Here is a 17,193-nt window from a genome sequence, read left to right on the forward strand (position 1 = left end):
GGTCGTTCAGGCGTGCCGGACGACGTCGGTGTAGTCGAGGCGGGGCAGGCGCGGGAACCAGGCGTTGTCGCCGGGGCGGCCGATGTTGACCACGAGCAGGGTCTTCCAGGTGCTGTCGGTGAAGAACTCGCGGTCGACGGCGGCGGCGTCGAAGCCGGCCATGGGTCCGGCGGCGAGGCCGGCGGCGCGTACGGCGAGCAGGTAGTAGCCGATCTGGAGGGTGGCGTTGAAGCGGGCCATGCGCTCGCGGGCGTCGCGGTTGCCGGCGAGGTCGTCGCGCATCTGGGGGCGGATGGGGAACACCCGCGGGATGTGCTCGTGGAAGTCGGTGTCGGCGGCGAGTACGGCGACCATGGGGGCGGTGGCGGTCTTGGCCTGGTTGCCTTCGCTCATGTGGGCGACGAGGCGGGTGCGGGCTTCGCCGGGGGGTACGTAGAGGATGCGCAGGGGCTGGGTGTTGGCGGCGGTGGGCGGGTACTTGGCGAGTTCGTAGATGGCGCGCAGGTGTTCGTCGGTGACGGGTTCGTCGGTGAAGGTGTTGGCGGTGCGGGCGTCGGTGAACAGCAGCGCCTGGGCTTCGGGGTCCAGGTTGATCAGGGGCGGGTGGACGTCGGTCATCGGGGCGTCTCCATGGAGTCGGCTGGCTTGCTTCGGTAACGGTAGCAGCTAGCTTTTTAGTAGTCCCTTGTTCGGGCGATGTCCCCCGTATCCTGGGGTCATGACGGTCAGGCCGGAGGTGGGCGACACGCCCCGCACGTGTGACGGGGGCGTGGCCCGGGCCTTCGCGTTTCTGGGCAAGCGGTGGAACGGCATGCTGCTGAGCACCCTCGCCGACGGGCCCGCCGGGTTCGCCGAGCTGACCCGTGCCCTGCCCGGGATCAGCGAGTCGGTGCTGTCGGACCGCCTGGGCGAGCTGGTCCGGGTCGGGCTGGTCAGCCGCACGGTCCGGCAGGGTCCCCCGCTGGGCGTGAGCTACGAGCTCACCGGGCCGGGCGCGGCCCTGCTGCCGGTGCTCGACGCGCTGGGCCGGTGGGCGCACGAGCACCTTCCCGCCGAGGCGGACCCGGGCTGCTGACCCGCCCGGGCGCGCGTCGGCGCAGCAGCCCCGGCGCACGTCGGCGCAGCGGGGGCCGCGTGTGTGATCATCGGCGGATGCCGGTACGCGCCGAACACGACCGCGCCGTCCTCGCCGCGCTGCTCGGGCGGGACCCGGTGCTGCACGCGTACCAGCTCGGCGACCTGGACGACTTCTTCTGGCCGTACACCTCCTGGTTCCGCCGCGACGAGGAGGTGGCGTTGCTCTACCACGGCGCCGGGACGCCCACGCTGCTGGCGTTCGCCCCGCCGTGCCGGGCCGGGCGGCTGGCGGCGCTGCTGCGCGAGGTGGCGCCGGTGCTGCCGGCCCGCCTGTGGGCGCACCTGTCCCCCGGCGTGCAGCCGGCCCTGGCGGGGGCGTTCCGGATGGATGCGGCCGGCCCGCACCACCGGATGGCGCTGACGGATCCGGCGCGGCTGGACGGGCAGGTCGCGGCGGGTACGGTGCTGCATGTCGATGACCTGCCGGCGCTGCTCCGCCTCTACGAGGTCGCGTACCCGGGCAACTGGTTCGATCCGCGGATGCTCGACACCGGCCAGTACGTGGGGGTGCGCGACGGCGGCGAGCTGGTGGCGGTCGCCGGGGTGCACGTGTTCTCCCCGGCGTACGGGGTCGCGGCGCTGGGCAACGTGACCACCCATCCCCGGTGGCGCGGGCGGGGGCTGGCCGCCGCGGCGGTGACCGCCCTGTGCCGGCGGCTGCGCGAGCGCGTCACGCATGTGACGCTCAACGTGAAGGCGGACAACGCGGCGGCGGTGCGGCTCTACGGGCGGCTGGGCTTCACCCGGGTGGCCGACTACGGCGAGTACGCGCTGCACGCCCACCAGCGGTGACGCGCGGAGACGTGACGGCAGGCCGGCGGTGACCCGTCGGCCGGCAGGCACGGGGCGTGGTCACCGGCGGCTGGTGGGCGGGGCTCAGCCGCGGCGGCTGGGTGAGTCGAAGCGCCCGGCGCGGATCTCCCGCAGCGCCTTGCGGCGGGTGTCGCCGCGCAGCGTGTCGACGTAGAGGCGCCCGGCGAGGTGGTCGGTCTCGTGTTGCAGGGCCCGGGCGAGGAAGCCGCTGCCCGAGATGGTCAGCGGCTCGCCGTGCTGGTCGAAGCCGTGGGCGGTGGCGTGCAGGGCGCGCGGGGTCGGGAAGTAGAGCCCGGGGATGGACAGGCAGCCCTCGTCGTCGTCCTGGAGTTCCTCCGACAGCTCCAGCGTCGGGTTGACCAGGTGGCCGCGTTCGCCGTCGGCGTCGTAGACGAACACCTGGGCGTTGACGCCGATCTGGGGGGCGGCGACGCCGGCGCGCCCGGGTGCGCCGAGCAGGGTGTCCATCAGGTCCGTGACCAGGGCGCGCAGCTCGGTGTCGAAGCTGGTGACGGGCTCGCTGGGGGTGCGCAGCACGGGGTCACCGATGATCCTGATGGGACGCATGGTCATGCCGGCAAGGTTATCGGTCGTCGGTCGCGGCGGTGGCGTCCGGGCGGGCGGCGACGAGCACCTCGATGCCGTCGAGGATGCGGGCCAGGCCGAACTCGAACGCGCCGTGGGGGTCGGCGGCGGCCTGGTACTCCTGGCCGGCTGCGGTGCCGACGCGCGCGGCCAGGGGGTAGCGGCGCGGGTCGAGGGCCTTCTCCAGGTAGGGGGCGTGGGCCTGCCACCACTGCTGCTCGGTCATGCCGGTGTGCGCGGCGGCCTGGGCGGCCTCCACGGCGCTGCGTACGGTGCCGTGCACGTAGCCGGAGACGAGGGTGACGACGGCGTCCATCTCCAGGTCGGTCAGGCCGATGCCGTCGACGGCGCGCAGCTCGTACTCGTAGCGGGCGATGACGTTGGGGCCCAGCGGGGGGCGGGTGGTGGCGACCTGTAGCAGCCAGGGGTGGCGCAGGTAGAGCGCCCAGGACTCGCGGGCGATGTGGGTGAGTCGGCCGCGCCAGCCGCCGGGCACGTCGTCGGGGCGGGCGGTCTCGCCGTAGACGGTGTCGAGCATGACGTCGAGCAGTTCGCCCTTGCCGGGCACGTAGGTGTAGAGGGACATGGTGCCCACGCCGAGTCGTTCGGCGACGCGGCGCATGGACAGGGCGGCGAGGCCCTCGGCGTCGGCCACCTCGATGGCGGCGCGCACGATGCGGTCCACGGACAGGTCGGGTCGGCCCTTGCGGCTGGTGCGTTCGCGGGTGCGCCAGAGCAGGGCGAGGCTGCGTGCCGGGTCGCCGGTGCCGCTGTACTCGGTCGTCATGCCGGCACCTTAGCGTGCGCCGTACCGTATGGTGTACGGTACGGTGTACGAGACGAGCGGGTGGGGGCGCGATGCACGACGAAGCGGCGATCGAGGCCGAGGGACTACGCAAGCGCTACGGCGACACGCAGGCCCTCGCCGGGCTGGACCTCACCGTGCCCGCCGGCACCGTCTGCGGGCTGCTCGGCCCGAACGGGGCGGGCAAGACCACGGCCGTACGGGTGCTGAGCACCCTGCTGCGGCCCGACGCCGGCGCGGCGCGGGTGGCCGGCGCCGACGTGCTGCGCCACCCCGATCGGGTGCGCGCCCGCATCGGTCTGGTCGGCCAGCACGCCGCGCTCGACGAGGTGCTCAGCGGCCGGCAGAACCTGGTGCTGTTCGGCCGGCTGCACCACCTCGGCGGCGCGCGGGCCCGCGCCCGGGCCGCCGACCTGCTGACCCGCTTCGACCTGACCGACGCCGCCGAGCGGCCCGTCGGCACCTACTCCGGCGGGATGCGCCGCCGCCTCGACCTGGCGGCGAGCCTGATCCTCGACCCGCCGGTGCTCTTCCTCGACGAGCCCACCACCGGCCTCGACCCGCGCGCCCGCGCCCAGGTGTGGGACGCCGTACGCGGGCTCGTCGCCGACGGCACCACCGTGCTGCTGACCACGCAGTACCTGGAGGAGGCCGACCAGCTCGCCCACACCGTCCGGGTCGTCGACGGCGGCCGGGTCGTCGCCGACGGCACCCCGGAGCAGCTGAAGACCGCGCTCGGCGGCGACCGCGTCGACGTCGTGCTGACCCGCGCCGACGACCTGGACCGGGCCGTACGCGTCGTCGGCGCCGCCGTCGCGGCGACCCCCGTCGTCGACGCGGTGGGCCTGCGCCTCAGCGTCGCCGTCACCGGGCGGGTGGCCGCGCTGGGCGCCGTGCTGCGGGCCCTGCACGACGCCGGCCTGGCCGCCGCCGACGTCGCGGTGCGCCGCCCCACCCTCGATGAGGTGTTCCTGCGGCTCACCGGCGGCGACTCCCCCACCGCCCGCCCCGACGGGGAGAAGGTGAGCGCATGAGCGCGACGAGCGTGCGACCCGTGCCGCGGCGCCTGCGCTGGGCCGTCGCCGACGGCGTCACCCTCACCGGCCGGGCGGTGGCGCACTGGCGGCGCCAACCCGGACAGTTCGTCGTCGGACTGCTCTTCCCGGTACTGATGGTGCTGATGTTCGGCTACCTGTTCGGCGGCGCGATGAGCGTGCCCGGCGGCGGCGACTACCGCGAGTTCCTGCTGCCCGGCATGTTCGCCATGACGATGCTGTTCGGCATCGAGTCGACGTACGCGGCCGTGGCCACCGACGCCGCGCGCGGCGTGACCGACCGGTTCCGGTCGCTGCCGATGACGTCCTCGGCGGTGCTCACCGGCCGGGCCGCCGCGGACCTGCTGCACAGCGCCGCCGGCCTGGCCGTCATGCTCGCCTGCGGCGTCGCCGTCGGCTGGCAGTGGCGCTCCGGCGCCCCGGGCGCGCTGGGCGCCGTCGGGCTGCTCCTGCTGCTGCGCTTCGCCCTGATCTGGGTCGGCATCCACCTGGCGCTGGTGCTGCGCAGACCCGAGTCGGTGGTGATGCTGCAGATCCTCGTCTGGCCGCTCGGGTTCACCTCCAACGCGTTCGTCTCCCCCGACACCATGCCCGGCTGGCTCGCCGCCGTCGCCGCGTGGAACCCGCTGTCGGCGACCGTCGCGGCCTGCCGGCACCTGTTCGGCAACCCCGGCGCGGGCGGCGACACGTTCCCCGCGCAGCACGCCGTCGCGCTCGCCGTGGCGTGGCCGCTGCTGCTGATCGCCGTGTTCGGGCCCCTGGCGGTACGCCGCTACCGCAGGCTCGGCCGGTGACCGACGCGATGCGCGGCACACGCGCCGCCTGCCGCGCGGCGGCGTCGCATCCGGGCGGACGCGACGTCCCGCGCCGCGGCGGGCAGCGCGACCACCAAGCCGAAACGAGGACGCCCGTGCCGATCGGCTGCCACGCCGTCACGTTCAGCCCCGCCGACCCGCCCCGCGCCGGGACGCTGCTCGTCTGGTCACCGGACGCCGACGCCCCGCCCGACGGGCCCGGCGAGGCGGTGACGGTGACCCTGGCGACGCCACCGCACGGGCACCCGGGGACCGTGCCCGCGCGACGGCTGGGCGTGGCCGCCGGCGTACCGCTGCTGCTGGCCGCGGCGGCCACCGACCCGGCGGCGGCGTTCTGGGCCGCGGCGGCCCGCGAGGCCCTGCACCTGGCCGCCCGCGGCCTGCTGCTGCCCGCCGTCACCGCCGCCGGACACGACACCTGGCGGGTCGGGCCGCTCACCACCGACGACGAGGCCCGGCAGGCAGACCTCGCCGCCGCGATGCCCGCCACGGCCCGTGCCACCCCCGTGCCCGGGCGCGACCCGACGTGGCTGCCCGATCCGGCGCGGCTGCTGCGCGACTTCCTCGACGCCGTCGCCGACACCCTGCCCCGCGACGACGCGGCCACCGGGGCGTGGTCGGCGCCCGCCCCCACCCCCGTCGGGCGGCTGCGCGGCTGGGCCGCCCGCGTCGCCGCCGACGCCGACGCGGCGGTACGGCTGTCGCTGCGCCTCGAGCACCACGACAGCCCCGACGCGCCGTGGCGGCTGGTGGCGCAGGTGCACCGCCGCAGCGCGCCGGGACTGCTCACCGACGCCGCGGCGCTCTGGCGCGCCGGCGTACCCGGGTTCCCGCCCGCCTGCCGCGACGCCACCCTGCTGGCCCTGCGCCACGCCGCGCGGGTGTGGCCGCCCCTGGCGCGGCTGCTGGACACCGCCGTGCCCGACGCGCTCACGCCCAGCGACGCGGAGATCGTCGACCTGGCCACCGGCGCGGCGGCCCGGCTCGCCGCCGACGGCGTCGACGTGCACTGGCCGGCCGGACTCGACCGTGGCCTCACCGCCTCGGCGGTGCTGCGCGCCCCGGCCCGCGGCCCCGGCCCGCTCGCCGCGCCCGGCGACGTGGCGCTGCACTGGCGGCTGCACCTCGACGGCAGCGCGCTCACCGGCGCCGAACTGGCCCGGCTCGCCGAGGCGCACCGGCCCGTCGTGCGGCTGCGCGAGCGGTGGGTGCTGGTGCCTCCCGAGCTGGCCCGCCGCGCCCGGCAGCCACACGCCGGGGCGCTGGCGGCGATGCCCGCCCTGCGCGCCGCGCTGACCGGCGCCACGCACGTCGACGGCGAACGCGTCGACGTGCACACCGAGGGCTGGCTGGCCGAGGCCGCCCGGCGGCTCACCGACGGCGACGCCGCGCCCCCGGTGGCCGTACCGGCCGGGCTGGCCGCGACGCTGCGCGACTACCAGCGCCACGGGCTGCGTTGGCTGGCCGGACTGACCTCTCTCGGTCTCGGCGGCTGCCTCGCCGACGACATGGGGCTGGGCAAGACCGTCACGCTGATCGCCCTGCACCTGCACCGCCAAGCCGACCCGGCCACCGCCGGCCCGACGCTCGTGCTGTGCCCGGCGTCGCTGCTGGGCAACTGGGAGCGCGAGATCCGCCGCTTCGCCCCCGGCACCGCCGTACGCCGCTTCCACGGACCACACCGCAGCCTCGACGACCTCGACGGCGGGTTCGTGCTCACCACCTGGGCGACGCTGCGCCGCGACGCCGACCGGCTCGCCGCCCGACGGTGGCCGCTGCTCGTCGCCGACGAGGCCCAGCACGTCAAGAACCCGTACGCGGAGACCGCGCGGGCGCTGCGCGCGATCCCCGCCGCCGCCCGGGTCGCGTTGACCGGCACCCCCGTCGAGAACGACCTCACCGACCTGTGGGCGATCCTGGACTGGACCACGCCCGGGCTGCTCGGCACCCTCAGCGAGTTCCGTGCCCGCTGGGTCGGGCCGGTACAGGTCGACCGCGACCCCGGGGCGGGCCGGGAGCTGGCCCGACTTCTCGGGCCGTTCCTGCTGCGCCGCCGCAAGAGCGACCCCGGTATCGCCCCCGAGCTGCCCGCCAAGACCGAGACCGACCAGCCGGTCGCCCTCACCGCCGAGCAGGCCGCCCTCTACCAGGCCTGCGTCGCCGAACTGCTCGACGCGATCGCCGACGCCGACGGCATCGCCCGGCACGCGCTGGTGGTCAAGCTGCTCACCGCGCTCAAGCAGATCTGCAACCACCCCGCGCAGTACCTGCGCGAGAGCGCGCCGCGGCTGGCGGGGCGCTCCGGCAAGCTGGACCTGCTCGACGAGCTGCTCGAGGCGATCCTGCCCGCCGGTGGCGCGGTGCTGGTCTTCACCCAGTACGTGGCGATGGCCCGGCTGCTGCACCGGCACCTGAGCGACCGGGGCGTCGGGGCGCTGCTGCTGCACGGTGGGCTGCCCGTCGCCGCCCGCGACGAACTCGTACGCCGCTTCGACGCCGGGGAAGCCCCGGTGTTCCTGCTGTCGCTGCGCGCCGCCGGCACCGGCCTGAACCTCACCCGCGCCGACCACGTCGTGCACTACGACCGGTGGTGGAACCCGGCCGTGGAGGACCAGGCCACCGACCGGGCGTACCGGATCGGACAGACCCGGCCGGTGCAGGTGCACCGGCTCGTCGCCGAGGGCACCGTCGAGGACCGCGTCGCCGCCCTGCTGGCCGGCAAACGGGAACTCGCCGGGGCGGTCCTCGACGCCGGGCCGGCGGCGCTGGCCGCGCTCAGCGACACCGAACTGGCCGACCTGGTGGCCCTCGGCGGTGACCGGTGACCCCGCGCGGCTTTCCCGCCTTCGCGCCCGGGCGGGTCCGCCGGCCCCGTACCTGGTGGGCGACGACGTGGAACCGGGCGTGGGAGGCCGACGCCCTGGACGCCGGGCCGCTGCGCGCCGGGCGCCGGCTGGCCACCGCCGGGCACGTCGGGCCGATCACCGTCAGTCCCGGCCGGCTCGCCGCGGCCGTGCACGACGGCGACGCCGAGCAGGCGTACGACACCCGGATCCGCGTCGCGCCGCTCGGGGACGACGACTGGGCGCGGCTGGCCGGTGAGGTGGCCGCCCGCACCGGACACCAGGCGGCGCTGCTGGCCGGGCAGCTGCCCCGGGACCTGGCCGAGGCGACCGGGGTGCCGCTGCTGCCGGGGCTGGGCGAGCTCACCCCGGAGTGCGACTGTCCCGGGTGGGACCACCCGTGCCGGCACGCCGCCGCCCTGTGCCACCAGGTGTCCTGGCTGCTGGACACCGACCCGACCCTGCTGCTGCTGATCCGCGGCCGCGAGGCCCGCACGCTCGTGACCGCCGGAGCCGGCGCGCCGGCTCCGGCGGTCACCGCCACCGGGGACGGGTCGGCGTCGTCGAGGCGGAGCACCGAGGTGGGCACGGCCGCCGCCGAGGCGTACGCCCAGGCTGCCCCGCCGCTGCCGCCGGGGCCGGGGCCGGTGGCGGACGGTCCCACGCTGCCGCTGCTGCCGCCCGGCCCGGACGTCGACGTCGACGCGCTGCGCTCGGCCGTGGCGGTGGCGGCCGGCCGGGCGGCGGCCCTGCTGCAGACGCACCGGGGCGCGGACGCCGCCCCCGTGCCGACAGACCGCGACCCGGCTAATGTAACAGCGCTGTCAGATTGGTCGGTGACGAAAGAGGCGGGGCGATGAGCGGGCGCTACCCACGGATCGAGCCGTACGCGCACGGGATGCTCGACGTCGGCGACGGGCAGCTCGTCTACTGGGAGACCTGCGGCAACCCCGACGGCAAGCCCGCCGTGGTGCTGCACGGCGGGCCCGGTTCCGGCTGTGCGCCCGGCTGGCGGGACCTGTTCGACCCGGCCCGCTACCGGGTGGTCCTGTTCGACCAGCGGGGCTGCGGCCGCAGCACCCCGCACGCCGCCGACCCGGACGTGGACCTGTCCACCAACACCACCGACCACCTGATCGCCGACATCGAACTGCTGCGCGAACGCCTCGGCGTGGACCGCTGGCTGGTGCTCGGCGCCTCCTGGGGCGCCTCCCTCGCCCTCGCGTACGCGCAGCGGCACCCGCGACAGGTCAGCGAGCTGGTGCTGTTCAGCGTGACCGCCGGCACCCGACGGGAGATCGAGTGGCTCACCCGGGACATGGGGCGGATCTTCCCGGCCGAGTGGGCGCGGTTCCGCGACGGCGTGCCGCCGGCCGAGCGCGACGGCGACCTGGCCGACGCGTACGCCCGGCTGCTGGCCGACCCGGACCCGGCGGTGCGCGAACGGGCGGCGCGGCAGTGGTGCGACTGGGAGGACACCCACGTCGCCACCGCCCCCGGGCACCGGCCCGACCCCCGCTACGACGACCCGGTGTTCCGGATGCTGCAGGCCCGGCTGGTCACCCACTACTGGCGTAACGGATGCTTCCTGCCGGAGGGGAAACTGCTGCGCGAGGCGGGGCGGCTCGCCGGCATCCCCGGCGTGCTGCTGCACGGCAGGCTCGACATCAGCAGCCCGCCGGAGGTGGCGTGGCAGCTGGCCCAGGCCTGGCCCGACGCCCGGCTGGAACTGCTGGAGACCGCCGGGCACGGATCCGCCAACGGCATGGCGGAGCGGGTCGTGGCGGCGCTGGACGACTTCGCCGGCCGCCGCTGACGCCGGCGGGCTACGCCACGGCCTCCCGGCCGTCGCGCACGACGAACTCGCCGACGTCGGTGGCGCCGAACCCGGTGCGGCGCAGGGTCAGCGCGACGGCCCCCGCGCCCCCGTCGGCCACCGCCGAGTCGGTGATCCGGTACGAGGCAGGGGCCGCGCCGTCGGCGAACAGGCGCTTGCCGGCGCCGACCACGACGGGGAACTGCAGCAGCCGGTACGTGTCGACGAGCCTCGCGTCGTGCAGGGTGCGCGCGAGCTGCCAGCTGCCGTGCACCTGCAGTTCGCCGCCCGGCTGCTGGCTGAGCCGCCGCACCTGCGCGACGACGTCGCCGCGCAGGACGGTGGTGTCGCCCCAGGCCGCGTCGGCGTCGGAGAGGCTGTTGCTGACGACGTACTTCGGCCAGGTGTTCAGCGCGGTGGCGACGAGGTTGTCGGGGTCGGTGACCTGCGGCCAGTAGCCGCGCATCATCTCGAAGGTGCGGCGTCCCAGCAGGAACGCGTCGGCCTGCCGGAACCACCCGTCGACGGCGTCGAGCTGACCGTCGCCGCTGTGCGGCACGAGCCAGCCCCCGCGCGTGAAGCCGTTGCTGGTGTCCTCCTCGGCGCCGCCCGGGCCCTGCATGACGCCGTCGAGGCTGACGAAGGCGTGGACGCTGATCTGCATGACGGTCCTCCTTGAAGGGCCCGCGACGCGGCGGGCGAGGGTGCGGTGGTGTGTCCCCGGCGGGCACCGCGCCCCGAAAGCCTCCTACCGACAGGATTCCCTGTCAAGACAGAATAAGTTGTCGGTTGGTGGCGGGCCGCTCCCGCGCTGGAGCCGCGCTACGGCACCATCCAGGCCAGCAGGGGCGTGGCCTGCAACCCGACCAGCAGGCACATCAGGGCGAGCAGCAGCACGCTCGGGCCGACCATCCGCCGGAACAGGTCGCCCTCGCGGCCGGTGAGCCCGACCGCGGCGGCGGCGATCGTCAGGTTCTGCAAACTGATCATCTTGCCGAGCGTGCCGCCCGAGGCGTTGGCCGCGGCCAACAGGACCGGATCGAGGCCGGCGCGCTGCGCCGCCGCCACCTGCAACGCGCCGAACAGCGAGTTGGACGACGTGTCCGAACCGGTCAGGGCGACGCCGAGCCACCCGAGGACCGGCGCCAGCACTGCGAAGAACCCACCCGCGCCGGCCATCCAGACGCCCAGCGTGGCGACCTGCCCGGCGGCGTTCATGGTGAACGACAGCGCCAGCAGCCCGACCACCGTCGCCACCGCCCACCGCAGCTCGACCAGGGTGCGCCCGTAGAGCCCGACGGCCTCGCGCGGCGACACCCGCAGCAGCACCACCGTGATCAGGCCCGCCACCAGCAGCAACGACCCGGGAGCCGCCAACCAGGCGAAGCGGAACGTCGTCACCGGTGACGGGTCCCCGCCGGCCGTGACGACGTGCAGCCCCGGCCAGGAGAACGCCAGCGTGCCGGCGTCGAGCAGCCGCTTGAGCGCCGGCACCTGGGAGACGGCGAAGACCGCCACGATCGTCACGTACGGCGCGTACGCCCGCCACCGCGCCCCGGACGCGCGCTCGGCGAGCGCCGTACCGGCGTCGTGGAGCGCGGTCGACGGCGGCGCGGCGGGGTCGTCGACCGGGGCGTCGTGGTGCGGCGACCCGGCGCCGACCGGCACGGCGACCGGTCGCCGTGTCGGTCGGCGCCGGCGGGCGACGAGCAGCAGCACGCCCAGCCCCGCGAACGCGGCGGTGATGTCGGCCAGCGCGGCCGTCAGCCAGTTCGCGGTGACGAACTGCGCCACCGCGAAGGCGCCGCCGCACGCCAGCGCCGGGCGCCACAGCTCGCGTACGCCCCGACGGCCGTCGGCGACGACCAGCAGCACCAGCGGGACGACGACCGCGATCACCGGCACCTGCCGGCCGGCCATCATGCCCAGTTCCGTCGCCGGCAGCCCCGTCACACCGGCCAGCGTGGTGATCGGCAGGCCGAGCGGACCGAACGCCGCCGGCACCGTGTTGCCGACCAGCGCCACGGCGGCGGCGCGCAGCGGGCTGAAGCCCAGGGCCAGCAGCATGACCGTGGTGACGGCCACCGGCGTGCCCTGACCGGCCAGGGCCTCCAGCAGCGACCCGAAGCAGAACGCGATCACCAGGGCCTGCACGCGGCGGTCGTCGCTGAGGCGGGCGAACTCCCGCCGCAGCGTGTCGAAGTGCCCCGTGTGCACGGTCAGCCGGTGGATCCAGATCGCCGTGCCGAACGTCCAGACGAGCGGGAAGAGGGCGAAGGTGGCGCCCTGGGCAGCGGCCAGCAGCGCCTGCGGCAGCGGCATCCGCCACAGCCCCCAGGCCAGCACCACCGCCACGGACAGCGCACCGAACGCCGCCACCCAGGCCCGCGTACGCACCACCGCGAGCAGCACGAACAGGGTGAGCAGGGGCAGCGCGGCGCAGGCGGCGCTCAGCGCGAGCGACCCGCCGACGGGTTGCAGGGGTTGCTGGTACATACCGACCGCCTCGGCTGCGGACGCCCTCGATCCGGTTACCGCTCATCTGACCGGACGAAGGCGCCGCGGCGCCTCTTCCAACGTGCCCAGCACCGACGGGCCGCGCCACGGCGGTGCACGCTCAGGGCCGCGGCACGGCGGTGCACGCTCAGGGCCGCGGCACGGCGGTGCACGCTCAGGGCCGCGGCACGGGCGGGACGCGCTGACGCCCGGGGCCGCGCTGCCCCGGTGCGCGCCGCGCTCAGCGCTCGCCGAGGGCGGCGCGCACCGGGGCAGCCTTCGCGGCGGCCTCGGCGACCTCGGCGTCGGCATCGCTGCCCCACGTGATGCCCCCGCCCGCCCAGACGTGCACCCGCTCGCCGTCGACGGCGGCGGTGCGGATCGTCAGGCCCAGGTCGATGCGGCCCGGGGCGACCCAGCCGAGCGCGCCCATGCTGGCGCCCCGACCCACCGGCTCCAGCGCGGCGACATGCGCCAGGGCGGCGAGCTTCGGGGCGCCGGTGACCGAGCCGCCGGGACACAACGCGCGCAGCAGGTCCGCCAGACCGAGCCCGTCGGCGACCGCCGCGGACACCGTCGACTCGGCCTGCCACAGGTCGCACCAGCGGCGTACGGCGAACAGCTCGTCGACGCGCACGCTGCCGGTGCGGGCGACGCGGGCCAGGTCGTTGCGCTCCAGGTCGACGATCATCACGTGCTCGGCGCGTTCCTTCGCCGAGGCGAGCAGCGCCGCGCGGCCGGCGGCGGTGGCCGGCCGGGTGCCCTTGATCGGCCGGGTGATCAGCCGAGAGTCGGCCAGCTCCACCAGGGTCTCCGGGCTGGCGCAGCCGATCGCCCAGCCCGCACCGGTGAGGGTGCCGCCGTAGCGGGCGCCGGGCAGCGCGGCCAACCGACGCAGGGCCGGCAGCGGGTCGCCGCCGTAGCGGGCGGCGGCGTGACCGACGAGGTTGACCTGGTAGACGTCGCCGCGACCGATCGCAGCGCGCACCGCCGTGACGGCGTCGGCGTGCTGGCGCGGAGTCCAGCTCTGCGCCCACTCGCCGCGCCACCAGTGCGCGTCGGGTGCCGTGGCGCCCGCCGCGACCGGGCGGCTCGACGCCACCGCGGCCGGGTCGTGGCCGTAGACGACCACGGCGACCTCCGGCAGCGCGGGGGCGGGGTTGGCGGCGCCCGGGGGCGCGCCGATGAGGGCCGCACCGGCGGCGGCGGAGACGTAGAGGGCGGCGCCGCACACCCCGGCCGGGTCGTGGCGGGGCGCGGGGCGGGCCAGCTCGTGCAGCGGCAGGCCGTACGCGGCGAGGAACTCCTCGACCCGCGCCGCCGGGTCCCCGCCGTCGGCGGGCCGCCACTGCCAGCGGGCCCGCTCGACGAGCGTGCGGCGGCAGTCGGCCGGCGCCCCCGGCACGTCGACCCCTAACCCTGGGAGCGTTTCCACGCCGTCCGGCCCATCCACCCTCATCCGTTCAGTGGATTTCAGCGAATCCACGCGCGTACCTGCTCGATGCTGACCGCTTTTGCTTGGTACTGTGCGTCACTGGTCATGTGAACCATGACACAGTGCCCCCACAGTCCGGAGATCCCGATGTGCCAGCACCAACCCACCTGCCCCTCCGCCGAAGCGACCGACCGGGAAGCCGCCCGAATCCTCGCCTGCTTCCCTGAGCAGGGCTGGAGCCTGCTCTGCAACGGTGTCATCGTCTTCGAGGACACCGGCGAGCTCCTCCCCGACGGCAGCAGCATCGCCCCCCACCGCGGCCCCGCCCGACACGCCCTCGTCGCCTGACCCTGTCACGCTGCGTCACGCAATAGCGACGCGCCGATCCAGGCTGGTCCCCCGGTCGGGACACCCCCCGGCCAGGTCGGCGCACCCGCCGGGGCGGCACCACGACCGCCCCGGCGTCACGCGACGTCAGCTCTCGAACGCCTCCGGCGCCGGGCACGAACACACCAGGTTCCGGTCGCCGTACGCGCCGTCGATGCGCCGCACCGGCGGCCAGTACTTCCCGGCGCGCTCCACCCCGCCCGGATACGCGCCCACCGAGCGCGCATACGCGTGCGGCCACTCGTCCGCGGACACCATCGCCGCCGTGTGCGGGGCGTTGGCGAGAGGATTGTCGCCCGCCGGCCACTGCCCCGACCCCACCTTGTCGATCTCCTCCCGAATGGCGATCATCGCATCGCAGAACCGGTCCAGCTCGGCCAGGTCCTCACTCTCGGTCGGCTCCACCATCAGCGTCCCCGCCACCGGGAACGACATCGTCGGCGCGTGGAACCCGTAGTCGATCAGCCGCTTCGCCACGTCGTCCACGCTCACCCCCGTCGCCTTCGTCAACGGCCGCAGGTCCAGGATGCACTCGTGCGCCACCAGGCCCTTGTTGCCCGCGTACAGCACCGGGAAGTGCCCGCGCAGGCGCGCCGCCACGTAGTTCGCCGCCAGCACCGCCACACCCGTGGCCCGCACCAGCCCCGCCGCGCCCATCATCCGCAGGTACGCCCACGGGATCGGCAGGATCCCCGCCGACCCGTACCGCGCCGCCGAGATCGCCGGCCGGCCGTCGACGTGCACGCCCAGCGGATCGCCCGGCAGGAACGGCGCCAGGTGCGCCCGCACCGCCACCGGACCCACCCCCGGACCACCGCCGCCGTGCGGGATGCAGAACGTCTTGTGCAGGTTCAGGTGCGACACGTCCGCCCCGAACTTGCCCGGCTTGGCGAAACCGACCAGCGCGTTGAGGTTCGCCCCGTCGACGTACACCTGCCCACCGGCGTCGTGGACCTTCGCGCACAGCGACGCGATGCCCGTCTCGTACACCCCGTGCGTCGACGGATACGTCACCATGATCGCCGCGAGCGCGTCCCGATGCTTGTCGATCTTCGCGTCGAGGTCCACCAGGTCGATGTTGCCCCCGTCGTCGCAGCCCACCACGACGACCCGCATGCCGGCCATCACCGCGCTAGCCGCGTTGGTGCCGTGCGCCGACGACGGGATCAGGCACACGTCGCGGTGCCCCTCACCCCGGTCGCGGTGGTAGGCGCGGATCGCCAACAGGCCCGCCAGCTCGCCCTGCGAACCGGCGTTCGGCTGCACACTGACCGCGTCGTAGCCGGTCACCTCCGCCAGCCACCCCTCCAACTGGGAGATCATCTCCCGGTAACCGGAGGTCTGCGCGTCCGGCGCGAACGGGTGGATGTGGGCGAACTCCGGCCAGCTCACCGGCTCCATCTCGGTGGTCGCGTTGAGCTTCATCGTGCACGACCCGAGCGGGATCATCCCCCGGTCCAGGGCGTAGTCGAAGTCCGACAGCCGCCGCAGATAGCGCAGCATCGCCGTCTCCGAGTGGTGGCTGCGGAACACCGCGTGGGTGAGGAAGTCCGACGTACGGGCCAGCGCCGCCGGCAACACGCCCCCGACCGGCGCGTCCCACACCGCCGCCACACCCCCGACCCGCCCGCCGAGCACGGCCGCGAACGCGTCGCACACCGTCCGCAGGTGCGCCAGCGTGGTCGTCTCGTCGCACGACACCCCCACGTGGTCGGCGTCGACCAGGCGCAGGTTCACGCCCCGCGCGGCGGCGTCGGCCACGACCGCCCCCGCGCGGCCCGGCACCCGCGCCAGGACCGTGTCGAAGAACGCCTCGTGCACCACCTCCACGCCGTCCAGGCCCCGCAGCGCCGCCGCCAACCGCGCCGCCCTGTCATGCGTACGGCGGGCGATCTCCCGCAGCCCGTCCGGACCGTGGTAGACGGCGTACATGCCGGCCATCACCGCCAGCAGCACCTGCGCCGTGCAGATGTTGCTGGTCGCCTTCTCCCGGCGGATGTGCTGCTCCCGGGTCTGCAACGCCAACCGGTAAGCCGGGTTGCCGTCCGCGTCACGCGACACCCCCACCAGCCGGCCGGGCAGCATCCGCTCCAACCCCGCCCGCACCGCCAGGTAGCCGGCGTGCGGCCCACCGAAGCCCATCGGCACACCGAAACGCTGCGTCGTGCCGGCGGCGATGTCGGCGCCGATCTCCCCCGGCGGGCGCAGCAGCGTCAGCGCCAGCAGATCCGCCGCCACGGTCACCAGCGCCCCCACGGCGTGCGCCGCCTCGACCAGACCCGCCTGGTCACGCACCGCCCCCGACGCCCCCGGATACTGCAGGTGCAGACCGAAGAACTCCGCCGGCAACTCGTCACGCCCGGTGTCGACGACCCGCACGTCGATACCGAGCGGCTCGGCCCGGCTGGTGATCACCGCGATGGTCTGCGGCAGGGTGTCGGCGTCGACCACGTACACCGCGCTCCTGCTCTTCGACGCGCGGCGCGCGAGGGTCATCGCCTCGGCCGCGGCGGTGCCCTCGTCGAGCATCGACGCGTTCGCGGTGGCCAACCCGGTCAGGTCGGTGACCATCGTCTGGAAGTTCAGCAACGCCTCCAGCCGCCCCTGGCTGATCTCCGGCTGGTACGGCGTGTACGCCGTGTACCAGGCCGGATCCTCCAGCACGTTGCGGCGGATCACCGCCGGGGTGTGCGTGCCGTGGTAGCCCAACCCGATCATCGACACCACGACGGTGTTGCGGGCCGCCAGCGCCCGCAACTCGGCGAGGGCGTCGTGCTCGCTGGCCGGCTCCGGCAGGTCCAGGGTGCCGTGCCAGCGGATCACCTCGGGGATCGCCGCGTCCATCAGCTCTTCGACCGAGCCGTAACCGACGGCCTCCAGCATCCGGCGCTCGTCGTGCGGATCGGGACCGATGTGGCGGGCGGCGAACTGCTCTGCGGTCATGGGCGGCACTCCCGGGGGCGAGGTCGACAGGTCGGCCTCCCCCTCTGTCGCGCCCACGAGGCG

General features: G+C 75.4%; 15 protein-coding genes. 8 read left to right on the forward strand and 7 right to left on the reverse strand.

Annotated features, from left to right (window positions below):
* Positions 1–6: 6 nt before the first annotated feature.
* Positions 7–618 carry a malonic semialdehyde reductase gene (locus CLT72_RS06085; protein ID WP_101409896.1) on the reverse strand — a complete coding sequence of 204 codons (612 nt, stop codon included), beginning with the start codon at positions 616–618 and terminating at the stop codon, positions 7–9.
* Positions 619–718: 100 nt separating this feature from the next.
* Between CLT72_RS06085 and CLT72_RS06090 the strand changes: the two genes are divergently transcribed.
* Complete coding sequence (locus tag CLT72_RS06090; protein ID WP_101409897.1) at positions 719–1,075, forward strand: winged helix-turn-helix transcriptional regulator; 357 nt, start codon at positions 719–721, stop codon at positions 1,073–1,075.
* A 77-nt stretch (positions 1,076–1,152) separates the two neighbouring features.
* Positions 1,153–1,929, forward strand: a complete 777-nt coding sequence (locus tag CLT72_RS06095; RefSeq protein WP_101409898.1) for a GNAT family N-acetyltransferase — start codon at positions 1,153–1,155, stop codon at positions 1,927–1,929.
* Between the two features lie 84 nt (positions 1,930–2,013).
* Here CLT72_RS06095 and def read toward each other — a convergent pair whose 3' ends face one another.
* Positions 2,014–2,523 (reverse strand): peptide deformylase, encoded by a 510-nt coding sequence (def, locus tag CLT72_RS06100; RefSeq protein WP_101409899.1) that lies wholly within the window; start codon positions 2,521–2,523, stop codon positions 2,014–2,016.
* A gap of 10 nt (positions 2,524–2,533) precedes the next feature.
* Positions 2,534–3,322 carry a TetR/AcrR family transcriptional regulator gene (locus CLT72_RS06105; protein WP_089000323.1) on the reverse strand — a complete coding sequence of 263 codons (789 nt, stop codon included), beginning with the start codon at positions 3,320–3,322 and terminating at the stop codon, positions 2,534–2,536.
* Positions 3,323–3,393: 71 nt separating this feature from the next.
* Here CLT72_RS06105 and CLT72_RS06110 point away from each other — a divergent pair, with 71 nt between their 5' ends.
* The 5 genes from CLT72_RS06110 to pip all read left to right on the forward strand — a co-directional run bounded on the left by CLT72_RS06110 (position 3,394) and on the right by pip (position 9,869).
* Positions 3,394–4,374, forward strand: coding sequence for an ATP-binding cassette domain-containing protein (locus CLT72_RS06110; RefSeq protein WP_101409900.1), 981 nt, complete (start codon positions 3,394–3,396; stop codon positions 4,372–4,374).
* Positions 4,371–5,189: an ABC transporter permease gene (locus tag CLT72_RS06115; RefSeq protein WP_101409901.1), complete on the forward strand. Its 819-nt coding sequence runs from the start codon at positions 4,371–4,373 to the stop codon at positions 5,187–5,189. Before CLT72_RS06110 ends, CLT72_RS06115 begins: the two co-directional genes overlap by 4 nt.
* A gap of 116 nt (positions 5,190–5,305) precedes the next feature.
* Complete coding sequence (locus tag CLT72_RS06120) at positions 5,306–8,035, forward strand: DEAD/DEAH box helicase (RefSeq protein WP_199184493.1); 2,730 nt, start codon at positions 5,306–5,308, stop codon at positions 8,033–8,035.
* Positions 8,032–8,913, forward strand: coding sequence for an SWIM zinc finger family protein (locus CLT72_RS06125; RefSeq protein WP_101409902.1), 882 nt, complete (start codon positions 8,032–8,034; stop codon positions 8,911–8,913). Before CLT72_RS06120 ends, CLT72_RS06125 begins: the two co-directional genes overlap by 4 nt.
* Positions 8,910–9,869, forward strand: a complete 960-nt coding sequence (gene pip / locus CLT72_RS06130; RefSeq protein WP_101409903.1) for a prolyl aminopeptidase — start codon at positions 8,910–8,912, stop codon at positions 9,867–9,869. The genes CLT72_RS06125 and pip overlap by 4 nt, the downstream gene beginning before the upstream one ends.
* Positions 9,870–9,879: 10 nt before the next feature.
* On the opposite strand, the gene CLT72_RS06135 is transcribed toward pip, so the two are convergent.
* The 3 genes from CLT72_RS06135 to CLT72_RS06145 form a co-directional block, all read right to left on the reverse strand.
* The gene (locus CLT72_RS06135) at positions 9,880–10,533 is read right to left on the reverse strand and encodes a dihydrofolate reductase family protein (RefSeq protein ID WP_101409904.1); all 654 of its coding nucleotides are present in this window, start codon (positions 10,531–10,533) and stop codon (positions 9,880–9,882) included.
* 158 nt (positions 10,534–10,691) lie between these two features.
* Positions 10,692–12,365, reverse strand: coding sequence for an L-lactate permease (locus tag CLT72_RS06140; protein WP_101409905.1), 1,674 nt, complete (start codon positions 12,363–12,365; stop codon positions 10,692–10,694).
* Between the two features lie 241 nt (positions 12,366–12,606).
* Complete coding sequence (locus CLT72_RS06145) at positions 12,607–13,824, reverse strand: chorismate-binding protein (protein ID WP_486484364.1); 1,218 nt, start codon at positions 13,822–13,824, stop codon at positions 12,607–12,609.
* Between the two features lie 123 nt (positions 13,825–13,947).
* Between CLT72_RS06145 and CLT72_RS06150 the strand changes: the two genes are divergently transcribed.
* Positions 13,948–14,148, forward strand: a complete 201-nt coding sequence (locus tag CLT72_RS06150) for a DUF5999 family protein (protein WP_101409907.1) — start codon at positions 13,948–13,950, stop codon at positions 14,146–14,148.
* A gap of 126 nt (positions 14,149–14,274) precedes the next feature.
* On the opposite strand, the gene gcvP is transcribed toward CLT72_RS06150, so the two are convergent.
* Positions 14,275–17,130: an aminomethyl-transferring glycine dehydrogenase gene (gcvP, locus tag CLT72_RS06155; RefSeq protein WP_101409908.1), complete on the reverse strand. Its 2,856-nt coding sequence runs from the start codon at positions 17,128–17,130 to the stop codon at positions 14,275–14,277.
* Positions 17,131–17,193: the final 63 nt, after the last annotated feature.

It is taken from the genome of Micromonospora sp. CNZ309, from assembly GCF_002846525.1.